The 23,066-nt window shown below is 34.6% G+C and carries 20 protein-coding genes; 15 read left to right on the top strand and 5 right to left on the bottom strand.

Annotated features, from left to right (window positions below; all coding sequences use genetic code 11):
* Window positions 1-34: 34 nt before the first annotated feature.
* Window positions 35-934 (top strand): M23 family metallopeptidase, encoded by a 900-nt coding sequence (locus JS605_RS13765; protein ID WP_239000351.1) that lies wholly within the window; start codon window positions 35-37, stop codon window positions 932-934.
* 242 nt (window positions 935-1,176) lie between these two features.
* Window positions 1,177-1,686 (top strand): hypothetical protein, encoded by a 510-nt coding sequence (locus JS605_RS13760; RefSeq protein ID WP_203258298.1) that lies wholly within the window; start codon window positions 1,177-1,179, stop codon window positions 1,684-1,686.
* An 80-nt stretch (window positions 1,687-1,766) separates the two neighbouring features.
* Here the strand turns inward: JS605_RS13760 and JS605_RS13755 are convergent, their stop codons facing one another.
* Window positions 1,767-2,393 carry a hypothetical protein gene (locus tag JS605_RS13755; protein ID WP_203258297.1) on the bottom strand — a complete coding sequence of 209 codons (627 nt, stop codon included), beginning with the start codon at window positions 2,391-2,393 and terminating at the stop codon, window positions 1,767-1,769.
* Between the two features lie 278 nt (window positions 2,394-2,671).
* Between JS605_RS13755 and JS605_RS13750 the strand changes: the two genes are divergently transcribed.
* The 10 genes from JS605_RS13750 to crcB all read left to right on the top strand — a co-directional run bounded on the left by JS605_RS13750 (window position 2,672) and on the right by crcB (window position 15,169).
* Window positions 2,672-3,052 (top strand): response regulator transcription factor, encoded by a 381-nt coding sequence (locus JS605_RS13750; RefSeq protein ID WP_203258296.1) that lies wholly within the window; start codon window positions 2,672-2,674, stop codon window positions 3,050-3,052.
* 358 nt (window positions 3,053-3,410) lie between these two features.
* Window positions 3,411-5,048: a hypothetical protein gene (locus JS605_RS13745; protein ID WP_203258295.1), complete on the top strand. Its 1,638-nt coding sequence runs from the start codon at window positions 3,411-3,413 to the stop codon at window positions 5,046-5,048.
* Window positions 5,049-5,143: 95 nt separating this feature from the next.
* Window positions 5,144-6,796, top strand: coding sequence for a 7TMR-DISM family protein (locus JS605_RS13740; protein ID WP_203258294.1), 1,653 nt, complete (start codon window positions 5,144-5,146; stop codon window positions 6,794-6,796).
* 98 nt (window positions 6,797-6,894) lie between these two features.
* Entirely contained in the window at window positions 6,895-7,035 is a 141-nt protein-coding gene (locus JS605_RS13735) for a hypothetical protein (RefSeq protein ID WP_203258293.1), read from the top strand.
* Window positions 7,036-7,083: 48 nt separating this feature from the next.
* Window positions 7,084-7,908: a T9SS type A sorting domain-containing protein gene (locus tag JS605_RS13730; protein WP_203258292.1), complete on the top strand. Its 825-nt coding sequence runs from the start codon at window positions 7,084-7,086 to the stop codon at window positions 7,906-7,908.
* A 39-nt stretch (window positions 7,909-7,947) separates the two neighbouring features.
* On the top strand, window positions 7,948-9,282 hold the full coding sequence (locus tag JS605_RS13725) for a hypothetical protein (RefSeq protein ID WP_203258291.1): 1,335 nt from the start codon (window positions 7,948-7,950) through the stop codon (window positions 9,280-9,282).
* Between the two features lie 142 nt (window positions 9,283-9,424).
* The gene (locus tag JS605_RS13720) at window positions 9,425-12,400 is read left to right on the top strand and encodes a T9SS type A sorting domain-containing protein (protein WP_203258290.1); all 2,976 of its coding nucleotides are present in this window, start codon (window positions 9,425-9,427) and stop codon (window positions 12,398-12,400) included.
* A gap of 11 nt (window positions 12,401-12,411) precedes the next feature.
* Window positions 12,412-13,437: a hemagglutinin protein gene (locus JS605_RS13715; RefSeq protein ID WP_203258289.1), complete on the top strand. Its 1,026-nt coding sequence runs from the start codon at window positions 12,412-12,414 to the stop codon at window positions 13,435-13,437.
* A 336-nt stretch (window positions 13,438-13,773) separates the two neighbouring features.
* Complete coding sequence (locus JS605_RS13710; protein ID WP_203258288.1) at window positions 13,774-14,793, top strand: SRPBCC family protein; 1,020 nt, start codon at window positions 13,774-13,776, stop codon at window positions 14,791-14,793.
* Between the two features lie 4 nt (window positions 14,794-14,797).
* Window positions 14,798-15,169, top strand: a complete 372-nt coding sequence (gene crcB, locus JS605_RS13705; protein WP_203258287.1) for a fluoride efflux transporter CrcB — start codon at window positions 14,798-14,800, stop codon at window positions 15,167-15,169.
* Between the two features lie 78 nt (window positions 15,170-15,247).
* On the opposite strand, the gene JS605_RS13700 is transcribed toward crcB, so the two are convergent.
* The 3 genes from JS605_RS13700 to JS605_RS13690 form a co-directional block, all read right to left on the bottom strand.
* Window positions 15,248-16,153, bottom strand: coding sequence for a TIGR01777 family oxidoreductase (locus tag JS605_RS13700; protein ID WP_203258286.1), 906 nt, complete (start codon window positions 16,151-16,153; stop codon window positions 15,248-15,250).
* 85 nt (window positions 16,154-16,238) lie between these two features.
* Window positions 16,239-16,922: a tRNA (5-methylaminomethyl-2-thiouridine)(34)-methyltransferase MnmD gene (gene mnmD, locus JS605_RS13695; RefSeq protein ID WP_203258285.1), complete on the bottom strand. Its 684-nt coding sequence runs from the start codon at window positions 16,920-16,922 to the stop codon at window positions 16,239-16,241.
* 198 nt (window positions 16,923-17,120) lie between these two features.
* Window positions 17,121-17,741: an L-threonylcarbamoyladenylate synthase gene (locus JS605_RS13690; RefSeq protein ID WP_203258284.1), complete on the bottom strand. Its 621-nt coding sequence runs from the start codon at window positions 17,739-17,741 to the stop codon at window positions 17,121-17,123.
* Window positions 17,742-17,788: 47 nt separating this feature from the next.
* Between JS605_RS13690 and JS605_RS13685 the strand changes: the two genes are divergently transcribed.
* The 3 genes from JS605_RS13685 to JS605_RS13675 are packed head-to-tail and all read left to right on the top strand — an operon-like array spanning window position 17,789 to window position 20,631.
* Window positions 17,789-18,658: an alpha/beta hydrolase gene (locus JS605_RS13685; protein WP_203258283.1), complete on the top strand. Its 870-nt coding sequence runs from the start codon at window positions 17,789-17,791 to the stop codon at window positions 18,656-18,658.
* Between the two features lie 42 nt (window positions 18,659-18,700).
* Window positions 18,701-19,666, top strand: a complete 966-nt coding sequence (locus tag JS605_RS13680; RefSeq protein ID WP_203258282.1) for a pepsin/retropepsin-like aspartic protease family protein — start codon at window positions 18,701-18,703, stop codon at window positions 19,664-19,666.
* Window positions 19,663-20,631: a glycogen-binding domain-containing protein gene (locus JS605_RS13675; protein ID WP_203258281.1), complete on the top strand. Its 969-nt coding sequence runs from the start codon at window positions 19,663-19,665 to the stop codon at window positions 20,629-20,631. The genes JS605_RS13680 and JS605_RS13675 overlap by 4 nt, the downstream gene beginning before the upstream one ends.
* 3 nt (window positions 20,632-20,634) lie before the next feature.
* Here JS605_RS13675 and JS605_RS13670 read toward each other — a convergent pair whose 3' ends face one another.
* Complete coding sequence (locus JS605_RS13670; protein ID WP_203258280.1) at window positions 20,635-23,010, bottom strand: ATP-dependent helicase; 2,376 nt, start codon at window positions 23,008-23,010, stop codon at window positions 20,635-20,637.
* Between the last annotated feature and the right edge of the window lie 56 nt (window positions 23,011-23,066).

Below are 23,066 nucleotides of genomic sequence, written 5' to 3'. Positions count from 1 at the left end.
AGGCATCCAACCAAAAAATAAGACTTTAACCCTCATGAAAGTATTATTTTGTATCGTACTGATGGCTTTATTAGGTTTTCAGTTAAATGCTCAAAAATATGACTTCTTACAACCTATAGAAATTGATATAGTAGTTGATTCTATACCCACAGCTGTAAATTCAATTAATATTGAAAGGGAAAATATAACAAGCGAATATTGGATAAACACAGTGTATAATCCTTATAAATATGCAAAAGATTTAAAGTTTCCACTAAAGTTAACTTTTGAAGATTCTACTTATGCCTCTCCAATCAAAAAGAAAAAGGTAGTAACGTCTCGTTATGGCTGGCGCTGGGGACGCCCTCATAAAGGTATAGATATTGATCTTGTTACCGGTGATAGTATTTTTTCCATGTTTGATGGTGTTGTTAGAATGGCGAGGTATACTCGTGGCCATGGTAAAACTGTTGTGGTAAGGCATTACAATGGGTTAGAAACCGTTTATGCGCATCTATCGGTATACGGTGTAAAGGAGAATGACAGTGTTGTAAAGGGGAGTTATTTAGGAAAAGGAGGTGTCTCTGGAAATTCTAGAGGGAGTCATTTACATTTAGTAGTAAACTACAAAGGCACTTCTATTAATCCTGAGTACATTTTTAAATTTGATGAAGAAAATACTATCCGAGCCCAAGAGATTTGGGTAACCCAAAAATGGACTCAACCCCTAGCCCACAATTCTAAACGACAAAGTAAAATAAAACCTTTGCTTACTGAAGAAGAGGCATTAGCTAGTTTGATAAAACAACGTTCTATTTATATTGTAAAACCTGGAGATACACTTTCTAGAATATCTAAACGGAACGAGGTTACTATTGCTTCTTTATGTAAAGTGAATACTATCCAGAGAAATTCGGTTTTGCGTATCGGTCAGCAATTAGTCATTGAAAAATAGGCGTTCCTGCTACACTTCCATGTTGTTCATAAGACAGATTAATACTGTCCCGTATATCTTATCTAGGTAAACAAGAAATATACCATATTGCTGTAGTTAATACTGCAAAAAAACCCTTTTATTATAGTTCAGAAAAAGATAAACTTAAATTCAAAGTTGAGAATTACTAAATAAAGTGATGACATTTTTAAATGCTTTCGATGTTTATGTAAATAAATAAATACAAACAAACATTGAAAACCATGAAAAAATTGATTTACAACGTATTTCTCCTAAGCTTTATTATTGCTTTAACATCTTGTTCAAATAGTGACGATAGCGACTCCCAAATGGAACAAGAGTCAGAAAAAAATTTTGCTTCTATAACCATTAATGGCGATGGGTTTACAGACCTAAAACTTGAACTAGATATTGTTGACATTGTTGATGTTGAAAATGATAGGGTTCGCTTAGATGTTAGAAATCTAGAAGGTTACAGAATTACCTTTACGCTTCCTGCACCTGTTGAAAAAAAACAATATACCATGATTGTTTATAATAATACTAAGGATAACATTTCTAGTATGAGTATCCCAGATAGTGGTATCTTTTTATCTAAAGCTGGAGGTACTTTAAATATTAATGAAATTATTGAAGATGGAGATTGTAAAATTTTTAAAGGAAGTATAAATGTGGAATATGACAGGCAAGATAACACTCCGGGAGATATTACAGTTGTAGGCTCCTTTGAAATACCTTCTGAATGCAATTGAGAATAGGTATGTAACTAAAATAAAAATCCCCGAACATACATAGCGAGGTATGTTCGGGGATTTAGTTTACATAATAAACACTAATATGTTAGGGTAATTGAAGGTAATACAATGTTACGAGTTCCTACAAGCAAACCATCTTGTTTCTCTAACTTAAGTATATTGTTGATGCCTCGTTTTGCAATTTTTTTACGACACGATTTTCTTAAAAACGGATCGTCATCAAACACAAAATGATTAATAGGATAAACTTCCGTGTCATTGGGCATTTTTACGTATCCGTGAATTTGTTTTAAGGCTTTACTGCCCCAAACTGTTCCCGGAACAAATGTATAAAATGTGTATTCGCCATTTTTATCGGTTTTTACCCATCCTTGATGTCTTAAAACACGTTTTCCATTTACTTTCTTAGAGTGGTAATCACCATCCTCATCTGCCTGACAGATATAAAATATCACATTACTAGCAGGTGTAACACCATCGCTTTTAAATATAGTACCTGTGATTTTTAACTTATCAGATTGTGTATTGAAACCAGGAATTGTGTCTATACTATTTAAATCACTCTCTGCGTAATCATATATAGCATGACGCTTTTTATTGGTTTTAGAATTTTGTATTGAAGTATCAGCATATTCTTGTGCTTTAGCCAAATCTGTATTGGCTAAAAAAGCTGATAAAATTAGAATTGTTAGTACTCGTTTCATGGGGCTATAATTATTTAATCTCCTCAAAACTAAACAACTACACTTAACATGTCTTAAAAAATCGGAAAAGTGCAAAAAATTCATGTTCATTGAACGGGCACAAATATGAACTACAAAAATCAACGATAAAATACGCTTAAATACTGAAGAAGTAATAACTGTATATTTTAGAAAACATAAAGTATAACTAAAAATAATCTCAACTGAATTTACCTATTATTGGTTATGTTTTTTAAAGCCTACTGAATTTATCTTAGGCTTTTAAAGATATTCAATGAATGACCACATACAAAGAAATTATAAAAACAATACATACGCTTAAGGCCAAAAATGCTAAACTTTCAAAAGCAGACATTATAAAAATACTTAATGCTACCAAGGCCATTACACCGCATAAAGATATTATGGATACACTTCTGTTTTTTTTAAAAGCTTACCCTTCACATATAAACCCTAATGCAGTTTTAACTAAGAGAGAATTAGAGGTATTGCAACACATTGGTAATGGTAAAACATCTGCTAAAATTGCAAGCCATTTAAGGCTGAGTATTGCTACTGTGGAGACTCACAGAAAGAATATTAGAAAAAAGCTAAAGCTGGTTGGTAAGGGAAAGTTAATAGAGTTCGCCATTTTGTATTGCCTAAAACAACATTCTTAAAAAAACGAAACTTATACACTGGGGAAAAATCAAATTAAACTGTTATATAAATAAAAATGGTTTCTTAACGCAACCTTTTTTAAACAATTGCATCTTAACAATAACATCAACAGACAACAACATGAAAATAATACTTATAATTAGCTTACTCATTGTTGTTAATTTAATATTATTAGCTTTTAGCGTTAATAAAAAAACAGAACCTTAATTAAGGTTCTGTTTTTATTTTTATTAGTAATTGCTACAGGATTCTAACCTGTGACCGTTTGCTTAGAAGCAGAAAAAATTTTATACCTGCACCCGTTTTGCACCCGTATTTGTGTTTTGGTTAAAATTGTAGAGTAGTAAATTTGGCATCATGATTAAAATTTACCACAATACACTAAAACTTTTTATAACGCTCTTATTCTGTCCTTTTGTTTCTTATAGCCAAAATGATAGTATTAATGTAGATAAATTATACAATCTAGCTGTAAGAAATTCAGATACCAAGCCTAAAATAGCAAAGGACTATTTATACAAAACCGTGACTTATATAGATAGTGTTCTAGATGTAAAACCAAGACTTTCTAAGTTTTTCATAAATAAAAAAGCGACGTCATTACACTTCTTAAGTTATTTTGAAAGACGAGAAAACAATTATGATATAGCTTTAAAGCACATGCTAGAAAGCATCAAAATAAAAGAAAGTCTTGAGAATTATGAAGAACTACCAGTATCCTTCCACCAACTAGGAATTTTATGGATGTATCAAGAAGAATACAGTAAAGCAAAAACAAATTTAGATTCTGCATTAACACTAAGTAAAAAATATAACGTAACAAGAGAACGCTTAGGTGTATTAAGCACTATGGGGAACTTGTATCTCAATTCCAGAGACACTTTAGGTGCCGAACAATATCATTTAAGAGCTATAAAACTTGCAGACTCTATAAACAGCCCATACGACATAGCAGCTGTAAATGCCAATTATGCACAGTACTTAAGGCAAAGTAGAAGAATGAAAGAAAACCTTCCTTTTCTAAAAAAATCCATCGAGTACCACAAAAATAACAGCAACAAAATTGGAATGGAATCTGGATACGCCGCTTTAGCTACAACTTACAGGAATCTAGACAATCCAAAACTGGCATTAAAATACATGCAAGTGGCACTGAAATTATCGGAAGAATTGGGAAACGAAGCACTTTTACCCTATCGTTATAAAACCATACAATTCGCTTATGCTCAACTTGGAAACTACGAGAAAGCCTACGAAAACCATGTCAAGTATTTAAAGCTACTTGAAAAACGTTATAATGACGAAACTTTTAAACGCATGGCTGACTTGGATGCCAAGCATAAATACGAGAAACAAAAATCAATTGATAGTTTAAAATTAGTAAAGCACCAGGAAATAGAAACCGAACGATTAAAATATGAGTCTAACAGACGTTTATGGATTGTAGCAGTAAGTCTACTCGCATTAATTATTTTACTTAGTATTGGTTATATGGTTCACAGAAATAAGAGCATAAAAGCTGAACAGTTAGCATTAAAAAGACAATTTGAAAATCAGAAATTACAAGAAGATGTCAATGTCAAACAAAAGGAAATTGTAAGTTTAATTTCTGAAACTATAGATCATATCAATACTAAATCTAATCTTGTTGAAGAGCTTAAAAAGCTAAAGTCTGGTTATAGCACTCAAGATTTACAAAGTATAATTGCAGACTTAAAATCAAAAACGGTTGAAGAAAACAAATCACTTTTATTAAAAAATTACATTGAAAGTGAAAATCAGGAATTTATTAATCTCTTAAAAAGATCACATCCCAATCTCACAAAAACTGACATAGAAATTTGCACGCTGATACGACTAGGCTTATCGAGAAAAGAAATAGCTGCCCTGAGGAATACATCTATAGAAGCTATTAAATCCTCTAAATTCCGGTTAAAGCGTAAAATGAATGTTTCGAAAGACATTGTTCTAGATGATTACATAAATAACTTATAGTCAATTAATTGATGTAACTGCACCCTGTTTTGCACCCTATTACTCTTTGTTAATTATTACCTTAGTTTTATTATTGCAAAAAAATAATAGTGCACATGAGGTTATTGGGTTTAACTTGTATACTTACATTACTATCAACGTATAGTGTATATACTCAAAACCAAGAACTTATACCTCTTGAAATTAATAAGATCTCTAGAAATGACAGGATTGGTCATGCCTTTCAATACTATTACACAGACAGTATTTTATCTATTGAAGAGGTAAAAAACATACCGTTTAAACCTGCTGAGGAAAACATCATAAATCTAGGTTTTAGTACTGGCACACATTGGTTAAAGTTTCGAGCTGTAAATACGTCGTCTAAGCCTGTTAAAAAATTACTTCAAATACTAAAACCGCTTCAAGATTCAATCATAATGTATCATCAAAACAATAATGCTTGGGCAAGTTACCCTTCAGGTATGATGATTATGGAAGACCAAAAAGCTGAACAAGGTGCATCATTATATTTCCCGATAGAATTAGCGTCTTATGAAACTAAAACATATTATCTAAAGGCACGCAGTAAATATGGCAAATGGTTTATGATGCATGTTATTGATAAAAAACAAAAAGAACGTTTTGAAAACAGAGAACTGCTTATAGTAGCATTAATTATTGGGGCACTTCTAACTATAGCCTTGTACAATTTATTTATAGGTATAGGCCTAAGAGATTCGCTGTACATCTACTATGCCATAGCCATTATATGCTCTTTGTCGGCTCAAATTACTGTTAGAGGCTTTTCTAAACAGTTTCTAATCGATGAATATCCTTTTATGCTAGAATGGTTTCCACCTCTTAGTATAGCACTAGGTATTATTACCCTATGCATATTTTGCATTAAATTTTTGAACATTAAAACCTACAGTACGTCTGCATATTGGGGATTAATGGGGTTAATATATTTTCAGATAGGTTCATTCCTCTATGAAATCATAAATATGGAAGTCTTTGGTAATTATACCACTAATAAACTTGTTGCTATGGGAACATTTGCCTCTGGTTTCATAGCATTATACGCAGGTGTAAAAGCGTATTTAAATGGCAATAAGTTTGCACGTTATTTTATAGGTGCTTGGATAGTATATTGCTTTGGTATATCACTCTATGCTGGCACACTATTACAACTACTACCCGTAAATAAAATTACAGGGAACGCTTATGTAGTAGGTTCTTTTCTAGAAGTATTATTATTATCATTTGCTTTAGCAGAACGCTATAATATTTTGCAAAAAGAAAAATTTCAGTTAACTCAAAAACTAAACATAAAAGATAAAGATATAGAGTTAAAAAAACAGGAAATTATTCAGTTGATGAGCGAATCGGTGCAATTACTTAAAAATAAAGCAAAACTAGCCGAAAACCTTAAAAAACTATCTCAAGAAGAAGATGGTATATCCTTAAAAAGTATTCTAACCGAACTTAGATCTGATAGTTTTGAAGATTCAAAATCACTATTTATTAGAGAAAATATAGAAAGTGAATATTCTGATTTTATGTTTAGAATAAAAGAAAAACATCCAAAACTTACCAAATTAGAAGTAGAAATGGCTACGTACTCCATAATGGGGCTTACCAGAAAAGAAGCAGCTACTTTACGAGGAACTTCTGTTGAAGCAGTAAAATCTGCTCGCGCAAGACTGAAAAAAAAACTCAATTTAGCACCCACCACTACCTTAGAGCAATATTTTAAATCACTATAAAACAGCTATTTAACATCATGCCCCCGCATTTGCACCCTTGATTTTTTGGAATTAATAATCGATAAACGGTATAATTGTATCGACAAAATACATATGCCGTGAAACAATTTTTAAAAGTATGTTTTGAATATTGGCCTTTTCCTATGACTAGAGCCAAGACCATTTTAAAACAAGAATATGATTATACCGTTGATGATAAATCATCAAAAACTAAAGAGATTAAGCTAAATAAAACCTAATCTATAGCTAAAAGTCTATCAAAAAACCAATTAATACCCCAAATCCCAATGAAACAGCTTTATTTATTACTGTCAGTTTTAATTACAAGTTTGTCTTTTTCTCAAACGTATGACTATAGCTTGTCTTTTAGAGGTACAAACGCTTCAACTAGCAATTACCAAATAGCGCTTATAGCTACCCCAGACTTTACTCAATCTGTAGATGCTCCTTCAGCAGATATAGGTGTTGCATTATACATTCCTTCTGGATACTCCTTAGGCAATTTTGAATCTGGAAATTCTGGACTTCAAAATACAGAATGGACAAATACCCAAGAAAACTCGTATGACGGTAACACAACAGATTTGGTACAGTTATTACGAACTGATATGATTCCTAATGATTTCACACACACATCTGGCCAAACTATAGAACTGGTGTTGTTTGATATTATAAGCGATCTCGGTAACGGTAATAATCCAAATTCTGGAGAAATTACAATAGCTGAAAATACAGATGCTAATGTTATTGATAACTATTATGAGACGTATCTAAACGTTAACCTTCAAGATGGTAACGGTACACAAAACTATTTTGGGCAAAACCATCCTACAGCAAAAACCATCAGTTTTAGTACCTTATCAATTGATGATAATGGGGTGCTAACCGATATCTATCTACACCCAAACCCTACTAAAAATTACATCAATATAGCATCTCCAAATTTTACTATCGAAAGTATTGAAGTATACACTATTACAGGACAACTTATAGAACGTAAAACCACAAGTTTAGAAACCATCAACTTAAAAGACGCAAACAACGGTGTTTATTTTATAAAGCTTTCAGATACTCTTAACAATACTAAAACATTTAAAGTCGTAAAAGAATAATTTACAAATCCATTTAATTAACCCTAAAACTATTAAACCATGACAACCAAAACATATTTAGTAACTCTCATACTATGCCTAATGATATGCTATATTTCAGCACAAACACCACAAGGATTCAACTATCAGGCCGTGATTAAAAATGCTTCGGGAGACGTTATAAACAATGGTATAGCCAATACGGAATTTAAAATACATCAAGGTAGTGCTACGGGTACCGTAGTCTATACCGAAACTCATGAATTGACTACCAATGCCAATGGCTTAATTACAGCCGTTGTGGGACAAGGCAATTCCACAGATATCTTTTCAGATATCAATTGGAGTTCAGGTATCTATTTTTTAGAAGTTAGTGTGGATACTACTGGTGGTGGAACGTACGCCTCACTTGGCACACAACAGCTAATCAGTGTTCCCTATGCCTTACATGCAGAAACTACCAGTGGAATTACAGATACCGATGCTGATACAGGTATTGAATTGGTAGAAAATACGGCAGATACTTTGGCAATAAAAGTAGATGGAAGAACTTATGGATTTCTAAAAGACCGCTTGGAAATGAGCGATGCTAATTTTAATGTTGCCATTGGAGATGGTACATTAGACGGAAACAATACTGGCAGACTAAACACAGCTGTAGGTAATTGGGCTTTATTCGAAATAAACAGCAATCTTAACAGCAATACGGCGATTGGAAATAGAGCGGGTAGGCGTATCGCAGGCAGCGGAAATACTGCCATCGGGCAGAGTACTTTACAATACGCAGGAAACTCAAATACAGCTGTAGGAAATAATGCTGGAAGTACTGCAGATCCTGGAGGCTTAGGTGTAGGAAATCAAAATGTATTTGTTGGTGCTGGAGCAGGTTTTGATAGTAATGCAAGCTATAATGTTCATATAGGATATACTGCTGGAGAATCAGCACAAGGTGACGGTAACGTATTTATTGGTTATGGCGCAGGAAAAGATTTAGATGATGATGATCAACTCGTTATAGATAATGAGTTTGATACAACACCCTTAATCACAGGAGCTTTTGATACTGATGATATTAACTTAAATGCTGATGTTACCATTAGAGACGGACTTACCTTAGGTGGAGGAACCAAAGTAAGTAAACTAGCAGAAGGTGTTTATGATTATAATACCGATGGTGCAGCAGGCGTAAATACTACAACGATCACATTTGGCACTACGTTTAACGCTGTTCCTAAAGTCAATATCACTGTAAAATCTGGTGTGGCCACAGAAATGTATGTAGCTAATGTGGTTAGCACCGCAACAACCAGTGCTACTATTGCTGTATACCGTATTGATAATAATGGCGGTACTTGGACTACCGATTTAGATATTGAATGGATGGCGTGGGAGTAAAAAAGAGCCCCTCCCAGCCTCCCCGATGGGGAGGAGAAAAGAAAGATAAGTTTAGAATAGAATTAACAAATAGTTCAATTAAGGCGTCATTACGAAGCCAAAAGGCTGAAGTAATCTTTTTATTAAAATAGCCCAAAATAGCATGAAAAAAATTACCCAAATCTTAAGCATACTAATGCTACAATGTTTTACAACATTAACATTAGCACAAAACATTACTTCTGTATTAAGTTGTGGAGACTACACTTGGTCAGTTAATGGAGAAACATATACGTCTTCTACAAAAGTAACCTCAGGTAGTGAAACCTTACATTTAACGGTGTATGATAACTTACCCGAAGTCACTCGCATTTTTGCAGACACGGACTACTATTGGGATCGAACAGATACCACTTATAACACTTCGGGGACGTACTCAACTACAGCAACCAATGCGGATGGCTGTACCAAAGAATATATTTTAGAGTTAACGATTGATCCTGCTTTTGCACCAACAAATCCTGCTGAATGTAGTGTTATGGGATGGCAAGAATTAGGTGGTCCAATAGGTGCTTGGGAAGCAGAATCGGTAGATTTAGATGGTTCAGGAACTATAGTAGCCATAGGGAATACACGACAAGGAGATAAAGGCGAAGCACAGGTGTATCAATGGGCACCAAGCGGGTGGACACAAATGGGAAGCACCTTATCTGGCGTTACTTATGGTAGATTTGGTGGCGCTGTACGTTTATCTGATAATGGTAAAATTTTAGCCGTAGGAGCCGCACAAATAGGAACTAAAGGAGAAGTATTTATCTATGAATGGAATGGCACCGATTGGGCTCAAAAAGGAAGTCTGTTAACAGGTTTAGAAGCTGGTGGGGAATTCGGCTTTGATATCGATTTTAGTAGTGATGGTTCTATTATTGCTATAGGTGCACCAAGTTCAGGATTTAATGGTATAGAATTAGGAGAAGTGATAGTTTACCAATGGGTAGGTACTGATTGGGAGCAGTTGGGAAACCGTATTGCCCCAAAAGATGTAGATTTCAGCCCCAACAATAATGGACATTCAGTAGCGCTTTCCGAAGATGGAAAACATCTATTTTTTGGTGCGCCATTTTCATTAGGGTCTATCACTACCGCACCAGGTGCAGTGTATCAGTATGATTGGAATGGCACCAATTGGGAAGAAAAATATTATTTTCCAGGGATAAGCCTTCGTAGCCGAAGAGGCGCAGAAGTTGTGTTATCGAAAGATGGTAAAAAGGTTGGATTTACGGAACCAGATTTTGATACAACTAATAAGGGTAGAGTATTATTTAATTCAGTAATAGAAGGTGAAACTAGTGATAGAATGGGAGACGGGTTAGCCACTAACTATGATGGCACTGTAATTATAGCAGGTGCTCCTAAACATACGGGTACTGTTACACGTCAGGGAAAAGTCCAAATATTTAAAGCTAACGGTTCTAACTGGGACCCTATGGGTGAGGCTATTTTGGGGGAATTAGAAAATGAGGAATTTGGGAATGAAGTGGCCATGAATCATAGTGGAAACATCATAGCCGTAGCAAGTAGTGAAGGTCCTTCTGGAGATACTGTAACCAATATGCATGTATATTATTATGGATGTACCAAGAAATTTAGTTTTAATACTACAGTTACAGTTACAGATGCTGATGGTAAAGATACAACTCCTACAGGATCCTTAGTATTAAATTTTGAGGATGTTAGTTCACAAAGCCAAGTCCAGTTTAGCATAGATGGAGGTAGTACTTATCCTTATGCGTTTGATGATACTGTAGGAACTGCTACTATCGGTAATTTACCAGTAGGAGATTACAATTTGTGGGCGCGTGGTGGAGACGGAACTGATGCAGAAGAAATTGGCTCATTTACAATTAGTACCATTGAATATGTTGATATTCCAAGTTCAGAATTTGAAGCGGTTTTAAACGACTTAGGATATGATGACGCTGTGGGAGATAATAGAGTACCAAAGGCTAACATTGAAAATGTAAAGGAATTAGATATTATAAATGAAGGCTTATCCAGTATTGAAGGGATTGAGCACTTTACTACGTTGATAGAACTAAGGGCAAGTTCAAATAACCTTAATAGTGTGAATATTTCTGCGCTTACAGCATTGGAAATCTTGATGCTAAATGGAAATAATATTAGTAGTATTGATGTATCTGCTCAAACTGATTTAAGCACTTTATGGCTTCACGGGAACAATCTAAGTAGTATCGACGTGTCTAACAATACACAATTAGCAGATGTACGATTAGGCTCAAATACGATATCAAGTTTGGATACATCTAACAACACTAATATTAACACACTATATTGTTCGGATTGTACTTTAACAGCTATAGATGTATCTCATCTATCAAACTTAAGACGACTTCGTTTAGATGACAATAACTTAACGTCTTTAGACCTATCAAACAACACAAAGTTAGAACAAGTACGATTGCAGCAAAATCAGTTGGAGTACTTTACCATCAAAAATGGAACGAATACGATAATTACGGAATTTAGAATAAATAGTAATGCATCACTTAAATGTATAGAAGTGGATGATCCCGTCTACTCTCAAGTCAATTGGGGACAAAAAGATGCTGTGGCCTCTTACGGTATCGATTGTACACCGCCAGTTATAGAAATATTAGGTGACAATCCACTAATTATTACACAAGGGTTAGGATATACAGAGTTGGGTGCTTCAACTGATGATGGCTCTATAATTATGATAGACGATTCAGAATTTATGGATGCCATTGGTATATACAATATTTATTACGATACTACAGATAGTTCAGGAAATTCATCACAAGCCACAAGAACTGTAGAAGTTATAGCTTCAAACTTAAGTACAGATAGTAAGGATTTTGAAAGTTTTAAAATATATCCTAATCCCGCAACAGATGTGCTAAACATAAAACTACCACAAGGATATAAAAATGTATCTGTTAAGGTTTATGATATTTATGGAAAAGAAATTTTAGAACAAAAAGATAGAAGCGGTTTAAAATTCAAATTAAACGTTTCAAACTTGATGAGTGGTTACTATTTAATTAGTATTAATTCCAATAATATAATTTCAGAAGTTCATTCCTTCATTATTAAATAAAATTTATAAAGATGAAAAATATCAACAATATAATACTTGCAACATTATTACTTATTTTGAGCACAAGTACAGTAATTGCGCAATCTGTAGAACGACAAATCAATGGATCTGCTGGCTCTACCCTATCCAACGGCACAAATACTGTAGAGTTCACAGTTGGTGAGTTAGCTGTAACCACATTGGGAAGCGGAACAGTAACAGCTTCTCAAGGGTTTCATCAAGCTATATTAAAGCTATCAGTAAAATTAAGTCCAATTGCCTATTTGCAAGGGGCGTCCCTATCGCCTAATGCGGGCGAAGAAAACTTAATGCGAGACGATTTGCGCATTGGTGGCTGGCTACCAGTAACAAGTCCTTATGCAGATGCTTTAACTTGTAATGCTTCGGTATTTAATACAGGTGGCACATTTGGCTCTGGCAGCAAGAATAATAATATTGTAGATTGGGTGTACATTGAGTTGCGAGACGGTACTGATAATACATCTGTTGTCGTTGGAAGATCTGCTCTTTTGCAACGCGATGGAGATATTGTTGATACTGATGGGATTTCAGATTTAGAAATTGAAACCGAAGAAGGCGATTATTTTGTAGTAGTAAAACATCGCAACCATTTGTCCATAATCAGTAATATCGTAATTGCCCTTTTAAGAGATGTCACGACTATAGTTGATTTTACAGATGCTAATAACCCGATAACATATGGTACTAATGCCCAATCTACATATGGTATGCCTATAGATATTCTAGGAATGTGGGGCGGAAACACTGATAATGGTACTACTGTAAGATATCTTGGATCTGGTAATGATATCAACGTCATTAAAGATATTGTGCTAGCAGATTCTGGAAATAGCAGTACCAGTAATTTGTATTTTTTTGACACTTATAATAATGCCGATATAAATTTAAATGCTACAGTGCGTTATCAAGGCACTTCAAATGACTCTAATATTATTAAAGATATTGTATTGTCACACCCAAATAATACATCAGGAAGCCTCCTATATTACATTAAAGAACAGTTACCAGAGCATTGAAAAATATTGCCTAATTTAGAAATGCAAAATTTAAACAAGAAAGGCTTCTCATAAATGAGACGCCTTGTTATTCCTGTGATCGCAATCAAAATCTTGTTTGTCTAACAGTCAGGATAAAAGCAAACAAGCTTCTTTATTTTATATTCTTAATTTAATGTTTTAGTGTATTGTTATATTTCTAATGAAGTAAGTGATTATTTCATTCCGGTTATGGATAACCAATAATAACTAAAAAAAGGTTACAAAAAATCCTCATTTTACTAAACAAATGTAACAAATAATAATTCCAAATTTTAAATTTAACTATATTTGTTTTTACAAACTAAACACATTAAAATGAAAGCTTTAAAGTACATTTTCTTCTTGCTACTCATCGTAATAATTGGATTGGCAATTTACATTGCGGTACAGCCTAATTCCTTTGAAGTTACGCGTACAAAAACCATAAATGCACCTGCTTCTGTGGTTTATAATAACGTTAACGATTATAAAAACTGGGAGGCTTGGTCGTCATGGGCTGAAGCAGATCCAGATATGAAAATTACACTTGCTGAAAAAACATCTGGTATTGGTGGTGCTTATAAGTGGGAAGACAAAGATGGTATTGGTACTATGAAAACAACTAAGGTCATACCAAATACCTCTATACACCAAGAAATGCAGTTTGCAGATTTCCCTCCCTCAGACATTACATGGAACTTTACTCCAAATGATGATGGTACTACAGAAGCAACATGGTCTATTTCTGGTAAAGATTTAGGTTTTGGTTTTAAAATGTTCTCTACTCTTATGGGAGGTATGGAAAAACAAATAGGGCCACACTACGAACGAAGCTTAGAAAAATTGGACAGTATCTTAGTAGCCGACATGAAAAAGTATAGTGTCACTGTAGATGGTATTACAGAACATGGTGGTGGTTTTTACATATACAACACTGTATCTTGTAAAATTCCTGATATGCCAAAGCACATCCAACAAATGATGCCAAAATTGGGCACCTATGCTACGGAAAATAACATTAAAATAGCTGGGGCGCCATATACATACTATCACAAGTGGGATGAAGCCAATAATACGGTTATGTTATCCTGTTGTGTACCAACAACAAGCAAAATAATTACTACCGATCCTAGCATTCTCACAGGGCAATTAAAACCCTTTAAAGCACTAAAGACCACGCTTAAGGGCAACTACAATAATTTAAAGGAAGCCTGGGAAACATCCATGACGCACATATCCGAACATGGATTGGAAACCGATGACAACGGACCAATGTTAGAAGCCTACGCCAATGACCCTATGGAAAATCCTAATCCAGCAGATTGGTTGACTGAAATTTATATTGCTCTAAAATAAGTAAATGAAACAACTCTTACTAGTATTTTTGGGAGGCGGACTGGGGAGTGTATTACGTTTTCTTGTTGGTAAATATTTTAATAGTACAGAAAATGGTGTTCCCTATGGCACATTTGCTGCCAATATTCTAGGGAGTCTATTAATTGGTATTATTTTAGGGTTAGCTGCAAAAAATAATACGCTCTCACAAAATCAAACCTTACTTTTAGCTACAGGATTTTGTGGTGGCTTTACCACATTCTCTACATTTGCTTATGAAAACCACTTGTTTTTAAAAAGCGGTGATTTTACAAGTTTTGCCATTTATACTATTGCCAGTTTTATCATTGGTTTTTTAGCTGTTTTTGCTGGGATGTATATAGTAAAGTATATTTAAGGTTGTGGATAATAAATAAAAAATTAAAGCAGTGCATTTTAAGTGAGACATCTATTGAAAACCTACAATAAAAAACACTTAATGTAATAGATTGGTTAGAGCAGGCTGTAAATGATGAAATTTAAAATCAAAGCCTTTATTTACAATTGTTTTTGAACTTACTCGCTGACTCTCAAACAAAATTATATGCATCTCTCCCAAAATCAGTTTTATAAAAAATTTTGGGATATTGGGTAAAAACAATGGTTTGCCTAGCACTTTAGCTGTTGTTTTGGTCAATTCACTGTTGGTAACAGGATTAGGTGCTACCCCATTAAAAACACCTTGTAGATTGTGCTCTGAAACAAACAGAAACATTTGTGCTAAATCTTCGATATGAATCCATGATTGCCATTGTTTGCCTGAGCCAAAAGCAGCACCCACACAAAATCTGATAGGCTTAGCAATTTCTTTTAGTGCCCCTCCTTTATCAGATAGCACGAGCCCAATTCTAATTTTAGAAACCGTAATGTCTAAACTTTTAAAACCATCCACTGCAGCTTCCCAAGCTTTTACCACTTTTCCTAAAAAAGAATCGCTTATCTTCTCGTGGGTTCTATCATAATATTTGGTTAATGAATCCGGATAAATACCAATGGCACTTGCTGATACTACTTGCTTTATGTTATGCGATTCTCCTTTAAGAGCATTTATAAGAAGGTGGGTGCTGTCTACCCTACTGTCAATAACTACCTTTTTGTAGTCTGCTGTCCATCGCTTAGAAATTGAGGCACCTGCCAAATGAATAATAGTATCTACACCTTTAAAACAATTAGTGTCGATATCTTGATTTTCAATATTCCAATAAAACCCTTTATAGTTATTTTTATCTGAGATTTTGGACTTACTTGTAGTTAAGTAATTTACTTTTATATCTCTCCCATGGCAGAGCTTTACAATTTCCTGTCCAACCAATCCTGTAGCACCTGTAATTAAAACCCGCATCTTCTTTTTTATATAAAATTACGAAAAGCTAACGCCTATTCATTAAAGTTTAAGTAAGGTTTAACAGAATGATTTTTAAAAATAATTACTTGGTAGCTCGAAGCATTTCCCGTTTTCCTGGAGGACCTGGTAGCTTTTCTACCATAAACCCAACAGATTGCATGGCACGACGCACACTACCTTTAGCAGCATAGGTTACCAATACACCTTCATCTTTCAAGGCGTTATACATTTTTCTAAAGATAAACTCTGTCCATAATTCTGGTTGTACCCGCGCCCCAAATGCATCAAAATAAATGAGATTAAATGCGTTGTCATCCTCAATTTTGTCAAACATTTTTTGCTGTTTGGTTAATGAAAAATATGAGCTTATCTTATGCATGCTCTCCCAGTCTAGCTCATGTATTTGCTTAAATATTGAGTTTTTGTGCTGTACACCTAACTCTGATGAATAATTTAGAAGTTTAATTTCTTCTTTTACAACTGGGTAACCCTCTACCCCAACATAATTGATGTTCCAATATAGTTTTTCTGCTTCAAGATAAGTTATAAATGCATTTAGACCTGTACCAAATCCTATTTCTAGAATTGATAGTTTGTCCTGAAGTGTTTTGCCTTGCTCTGAATTACCTAGGTAATGTAAACCATGTTTAATAAACACATGATATGCTTCTTGAATAGCACCATGTATGGAATGGTATTGTTCATTCCAGTCAGGAAGATGTATGGTGTTAGAGCCATCTGCAGTTTTTATAATTTCCCGTTTCATGAATCCCGAAAGTAAGGTTATTTGGTTTGCAAATTAATTAAAATGGTAGTTTATGCAAACTATTACAGATACCTTTGCACTACCCATATAAAAACACGTAGTTCCTCTCTAGTTTTAATTGGCTCAGCTCCTTTTTGGAATAGTACGGCAATAGATTAGTTACTGTATCTAGGATTAAAAACTAATACCTCAATAATCTTAAAAAATCTCTAAATCCCCCTTGCCTTCTCTAATAATAGTAGGTTCATCTACAGATAAATCAATTATTGTTGATGGCTCATTGCCACCATAGCCTCCATCTATAACTACATCTACAAGGTTGTCCCATTTTTCAAGGATCAATTCTGGGTCTGTAGTATACTCTAAAATTTCGTCTTCATCATGAATGGATGTAGAAATAATGGGATTGCCTAATTGCTTTACGATATCTAAAGCTATATTGTTATCTGGCACTCTTATTCCCACAGTTTTTCGTTTTTTGAAAGGGTTGGGCAAAGACTTAGATCCTGGTAGAATAAATGTGTAGGCGCCTGGGAGCGCTCGTTTTAGTATTTTAAAAGTAGAGGTATCTATTTGTTTTACGTAATCACTAAGGTTACTTAAATCATGACACACAAAGGAAAAATTAGACTTTTCTAATTTTACACCTTTAATTCTTGCTATTTTCTCGAGAGCCTTAATGTTGGTTATGTCACAACCCAAGCCATAAACAGTATCAGTAGGATAAATAATAAGTCCTCCATTTTTTAGTACCTGTACTACCCTGTCTATTTCTTTTGGGTTGGGATTTTCCTCGTATATTCTAATAAAATCGGCCATAATATTTATCTTGCACCAACGTTTTTAAGGTAAGCATAAAATCTCTCATGAAATTAGGAAAACTTTTTTACCTAGTAATCTTTTTTACTGGTTTATTTTTTGGATGCTCTAATGATTCTGCTGATGTAGAGGAAGTCCCTAAAGATGTTTTAGATACTAGTAAGATATTTGAAGCATTAAACATTTCGTATGGCAGTCATGAGCGCCAGAAGTTTGATTTGTATTTGCCAGCAAGCAGAAATTCTAATACTAAAACCGTTATTTTAGTACATGGTGGTGGATGGACGTCTGGTAGTAAAGCCGATATGGATGCTATTAAAATATTAATAAACCAGGAACTACCAGATATAGCTGTAGCTAACATGAATTATAGGTTAGCAGATACGAATACCCCGCCTTACCCTATGCAAATTGAGGATATTACCAGTATAGTACGTTTTCTAAAAGAGAACAAGGACAAATATTCTATCTCTGAAGATATTGGATTTATTGGTACGAGTGCTGGTGCGCATTTATCGCTTTTATGGAGTTATGCTTTTGATGTTAATAATAAGGTAGATATGGTTTGTAGTATTGTAGGGCCAACAAATTTTACCGATCCCGCCTATTTAAATAGTTCCGATCCTATTTTACAAGATTTGTTAGACGTTTTTGGGGTTAATCCCAGTATTGATTTTCTAGAAGAGGTAAGTCCCTTACACCAGGTAAACACATCTTCTCCGCCTACCATTTTATTTTATGGAGGACAAGATCCGTTAATTCCAACCACACAAGGCACCGACTTGAGGGACAAATTACAAGATTTAGGTGTTGCGCATCAATTTACTTTATACGAAAATGCAGGGCATGGTTGGACAGGAGTGGAATTACTGGACACTTGGGGTAAGTTAAAAGTGTTCCTAGAAATTTATTTATAGTGTTTCTGTAACATTTTTTATATATTATAGTCTTTATTATATATGAAAAAAAGGTGGTCTACAATACTATTTTTCCTAGTAAGTATTCATTTTACACATGCAAATACTAAGGCTTCCCCGCCTATTGTGTTTCCTAAAGCAGAGGTTGTAAACCAATATACCACACGTATTCCTTTTAAATTGGTAGACCATTTAATTGTAGTAGAGGCAGAATTAAAGGATGAAAAAGGAAATTTTATTATTGATACTGGTTCTGAAGCTTTAATCCTAAACAGTGTGCATTTTGATAATCTTTACGAATTTCAAAAGAAAGCAACAAGCGCTTCGGGCGTTAGTGACGTACTAGATTACTCCTATGAGAGAAAGGTTAAGGAGTTTAATTTAAGTCATTTTAAACTTCAAAACAAAGTGTCGGATGTTATCAACCTATCACACATTGAAAACAGTAAAAAAATTAAACTACTTGGTATTATAGGATATAGTATTTTAAAAGATTTTGAAGTTTTTGTTGATCTACACCTAAATCAAATCACACTTACAAAAGTTGATAAGCATGGTAATATGCTGAACGATAAGGTGTATTTGGAAACGATTGTGGATAGTTTAGACTTTAATCTAAAAAGACATACTATTGTAGTTGATGGTTTTATAAATACTCAAAAGGTGCGATTAGGTATCGATACTGCTGCAGAATTCAACCAAATAAATAAAAGTGTGCATAAAAAAGTGCTACGATATTTTGTTCCTAAGAAACGATTGAAACTTAACGGTGTTAGCGGAAAAACTATTAGGGTTTTAGCAGGAAAATTGCACAGGGTACAATTGAGTGATAAGGTGTATTTTGGACCCATGTATACCGTTTTAACCAATCTAAGCCAAATGAATGAAGCTTTTGGCACACAGCTAGACGGTATTTTGGGATATGAGTTTTTTGCTCAAAAACGAACCATTATTAACTACAAAAAGAAGAAACTGTATTTTATAGATTACCCATTGCAGATAGAATGAGAAGTTTAAATTCACATATCCTCTTTTCCATATTCGTATTTATAGGTTGTTATGTCTGGGCGCAAAAAGACTTTAAGGGCTATAACATCGAAAACGATAGTATTGTATTTCGTTTTGATGTTAGGGATTACTCTAAATTTACCCAAGAGCATACAGGACAACGTCTAGAGTTTTCAGATTTCAACATTGAAAGTGTGGCTGTTTCCGGGGAATTCAATCTTTGGTCCCGAGAAGGCTGGAGCATGCAAAAGGTAAGCGATTATATATACGAACTTAAGAAGTGTGCTTCTGATTTTAATGATGCGTTTGCTTGGGAGTTTAAATATGTGATAAACAATGAATATTGGGCAGAACCAACAAAAAGGGATGGTAATGTAACCAAAGCCATAAAAAATGGAAAAAAGCTTAGAGGTGTATATAATTTAAAAATGTATACCGCTTACCCGTCGTCTAAAAATGGTAATGCCTACTTTAGGTTGCAGGGGTATAAAAATGCCAAAGAAGTAATTCTGGCTGGGTCTTTTAACAAATGGAACGAACATCTATTTAAAATGAATAAAACAGACTTTGGGTGGGAACTAACACTAAAAATGAAACCAGATGTGTACCAATACCGCTTTATTGTAGATGGGCATTGGATGGAAGATCCTCATAATCCTCATAAAACACCTAATGAATTCCATGAGTATAATTCTGTGATTGACATCCAAAAATATACAACATTTGCTTTAGTGGGATATCCCAATGCCAAAGAAGTAATATTGGCAGGATCTTTTAACGGTTGGAATGAAGCTGATTTAAAAATGAAAAAAACTATCGATGGCTGGGTATACACCTTGCCTTTATCAGGAGGAAAACACCACTATAAGTTTATTGTTGATGGTAAGTGGATGACAGACCCTGATAATCCCATTAGGGAATATGATGGTGAGGGGCATATCAATTCGGTGTATATGGTAAAGTAAGCTTTACCCGATTACCTCCAACTTAGCAAAACGTAGCAATAATTTTTTGTTACCTCCAGTTTCGAACTTAATTTCGGCTTTAGTATCAGCACCTTTACCTTCAATTTTTAAAACCTCTCCTTTACCAAAGCGTATATGTTTTACAATATTACCTACAGCTAATTTACTATCAAATAAATTTGAAACACCATCACTGGTTTTAGATACAGGTTTTAGATTTTTTGGTGTAGTAACTTGAAATTTCTCAGGAGCTTTTCGTGAGACTCCTTTTTTAGGCTGAAACTGTTTTGCAGGTTTAAATCTTATTTTATTTGGAGAGGTAGCTTTATCACTTGATGATCTTTGTTGACTATTGGGTAGCACATCTCCAAAAATACTGGCATCTAGCATTGGGTTATAGCGACGCTCTTCAATAGGTGTAACAATATCTAGGTACTGCTCGTCTATTTCTTCTATAAAACGACTTGGTTCTGCATCTATTAATTTTCCCCAACGGTAACGCGATAAGGCGTAAGTTAAATAGGCTTGTTTTTCGGCTCTGGTTAAGGCCACATAAAAAAGCCTACGCTCCTCCTCTAGTTCGCTGCGCGTGTTCATGCTCATAGCACTTGGGAATAAATCTTCCTCTAAACCTACAATAAATACATAAGGAAATTCCAAACCTTTTGCTAAGTGAATGGTCATTAAGGCTACATGGTCTGTATCCCCCTTATCATTATCTAAATCTGTGGCTAACGCCACATCTTCCAAAAATTCAGCAAGAGAACCCGTGGCATCTGCAATTTCCTTTTGGCCCTCTACAAAATCCTTCATACCATTAAGTAGCTCTTCAATATTTTCCATTCGGGCTACACCCTCTGGCGTACCGTCCTTATTAAATTCCCTTATTAAACCGCTGCTTTTTGTGATATGTTCTGCCAATTCAAACACATCAGCTGTTTGGTTCATTACTTGATAACTTTCAATGAGTGTTGCAAAATTATCGAGTTTTGCCTTGGTGCCTGAATTAATTTTAATTTCAACCTTGTCTAGGTTTTTAATCACATCGAATATAGGTTTGCCATATCCATTTGCTGCTACAACCAATTTATCAACTGTAGTTTGTCCGATGCCTCGGGGTGGAAAATTAATCACACGTTTTAAAGCCTCCTCATCAGCAGGATTAATTACTAAACGTAGATAGGATAATACATCCTTAATTTCCTTGCGTTGGTAAAAGGACAACCCGCCATAAATGCGGTATTTTATATCGCGTTTTCGTAATGCATCTTCTATCGCACGGGACTGTGCATTAGTACGGTACAATACGGCGAAATCTTTATTGGGAACATGTTCTTGCATTTTGGTTTCAAAAATGGTGCTGGCCACATAACGCCCTTCGTCCCCATCAGTCAAAGACCTATTTACTTTTATTTTTTCTCCCTCATCATTAGCAGTCCATACTACCTTTTCAAGTTTTGTTTGGTTTTTATCAATAATGGAATTTGCTGCATTAACTATATTTTTAGTAGATCGATAATTCTGCTCTAAACGAAATACTTTTACATCATCGTAATCCTTCTGAAAATTTAAAATATTATTAATGTTTGCACCTCTAAAGGCATAAATACTTTGTGCATCATCCCCTACTACGCATATGTTTTGAAATTTATCAGATAATGCGCGTACAATTAAATATTGAGAGTGGTTGGTATCCTGGTACTCATCTACAAGTATGTATTTGAATCGGTTTTGGTATTTAGCCAGTACATCTGGGAAACGTGTTAGCAATTCATTTGTTTTCAAAAGTAAATCGTCAAAGTCCATAGCGCCCGCTTTAAAGCAACGCTCTACATAGGCTTTGTAGATGTCTCCCATTCTAGGTCGTCTTGCCATCGCATCGGCTTCTATCAATTCTGGATTTTGAAAATAAGCGCGAACGGTTATCAAACTGTTTTTGTAAGATGAGATACGGGAGCGAATCTGTTTGTACTTATAAATATCTTTATCAAGATTCATTTCCTTGATAATGGAAGCGATCAATCGGTCTGAATCTTGGGTGTCATAGATTGTGAAGTTGCTTGGGTACCCCAACCTATCGGCTTCAATACGCAATATTTTTGCAAACACAGAGTGAAACGTGCCCATCCAAAGGTTTTTGGCTTCACTAGCACCAACTATAGAGGCGATACGTTCCTTCATTTCTCGGGCCGCTTTGTTGGTAAACGTTAACGATAAAATATTAAAGGGATCTATCCCTTTGCTCATCATATAAGCAATACGATACGTAAGCACTCGTGTTTTTCCAGAACCTGCACCAGCAATAACAATCATTGGGCCATCAATTTGGATGGTAGGTTCTAATTGTGCACTGTTTAATTGATTTAAATACTCTTCCAAAAGCTACTTCTTTTTCAACACGTGAAAATAACCAATGTTTATGGCATATTATGGTT

This window comes from Hyunsoonleella ulvae (assembly GCF_016827605.1).
GTDB lineage: Bacteria > Bacteroidota > Bacteroidia > Flavobacteriales > Flavobacteriaceae > Jejuia > Jejuia ulvae.
The sequence above is the reverse complement of the archived record's forward strand: the minus strand, read 5'-3'. Positions and strand labels throughout refer to the sequence as shown.

Bases quoted from the DNA above. Each gene is read 5' to 3' on its own strand.
- JS605_RS13725 (WP_203258291.1), top strand. From the start codon at position 7,948: ATGACAACCAAAACATATTTAGTAACTCTCATACTATGCCTAATGATA.
- JS605_RS13745 (WP_203258295.1), top strand. From the start codon at position 3,411: ATGATTAAAATTTACCACAATACACTAAAACTTTTTATAACGCTCTTA.
- crcB (WP_203258287.1), top strand. From the start codon at position 14,798: ATGAAACAACTCTTACTAGTATTTTTGGGAGGCGGACTGGGGAGTGTA.
- JS605_RS13755 (WP_203258297.1), bottom strand. From the start codon at position 2,393: ATGAAACGAGTACTAACAATTCTAATTTTATCAGCTTTTTTAGCCAAT.
- JS605_RS13720 (WP_203258290.1), top strand. From the start codon at position 9,425: ATGAAAAAAATTACCCAAATCTTAAGCATACTAATGCTACAATGTTTT.
- JS605_RS13740 (WP_203258294.1), top strand. From the start codon at position 5,144: ATGAGGTTATTGGGTTTAACTTGTATACTTACATTACTATCAACGTAT.
- JS605_RS13700 (WP_203258286.1), bottom strand. From the start codon at position 16,153: ATGCGGGTTTTAATTACAGGTGCTACAGGATTGGTTGGACAGGAAATT.
- mnmD (WP_203258285.1), bottom strand. From the start codon at position 16,922: ATGAAACGGGAAATTATAAAAACTGCAGATGGCTCTAACACCATACAT.
- JS605_RS13760 (WP_203258298.1), top strand. From the start codon at position 1,177: ATGAAAAAATTGATTTACAACGTATTTCTCCTAAGCTTTATTATTGCT.
- JS605_RS13675 (WP_203258281.1), top strand. From the start codon at position 19,663: ATGAGAAGTTTAAATTCACATATCCTCTTTTCCATATTCGTATTTATA.
- JS605_RS13685 (WP_203258283.1), top strand. From the start codon at position 17,789: ATGAAATTAGGAAAACTTTTTTACCTAGTAATCTTTTTTACTGGTTTA.
- JS605_RS13765 (WP_239000351.1), top strand. From the start codon at position 35: ATGAAAGTATTATTTTGTATCGTACTGATGGCTTTATTAGGTTTTCAG.
- JS605_RS13680 (WP_203258282.1), top strand. From the start codon at position 18,701: ATGAAAAAAAGGTGGTCTACAATACTATTTTTCCTAGTAAGTATTCAT.
- JS605_RS13750 (WP_203258296.1), top strand. From the start codon at position 2,672: ATGACCACATACAAAGAAATTATAAAAACAATACATACGCTTAAGGCC.
- JS605_RS13730 (WP_203258292.1), top strand. From the start codon at position 7,084: ATGAAACAGCTTTATTTATTACTGTCAGTTTTAATTACAAGTTTGTCT.
- JS605_RS13710 (WP_203258288.1), top strand. From the start codon at position 13,774: ATGAAAGCTTTAAAGTACATTTTCTTCTTGCTACTCATCGTAATAATT.
- JS605_RS13715 (WP_203258289.1), top strand. From the start codon at position 12,412: ATGAAAAATATCAACAATATAATACTTGCAACATTATTACTTATTTTG.
- JS605_RS13690 (WP_203258284.1), bottom strand. From the start codon at position 17,741: ATGGCCGATTTTATTAGAATATACGAGGAAAATCCCAACCCAAAAGAA.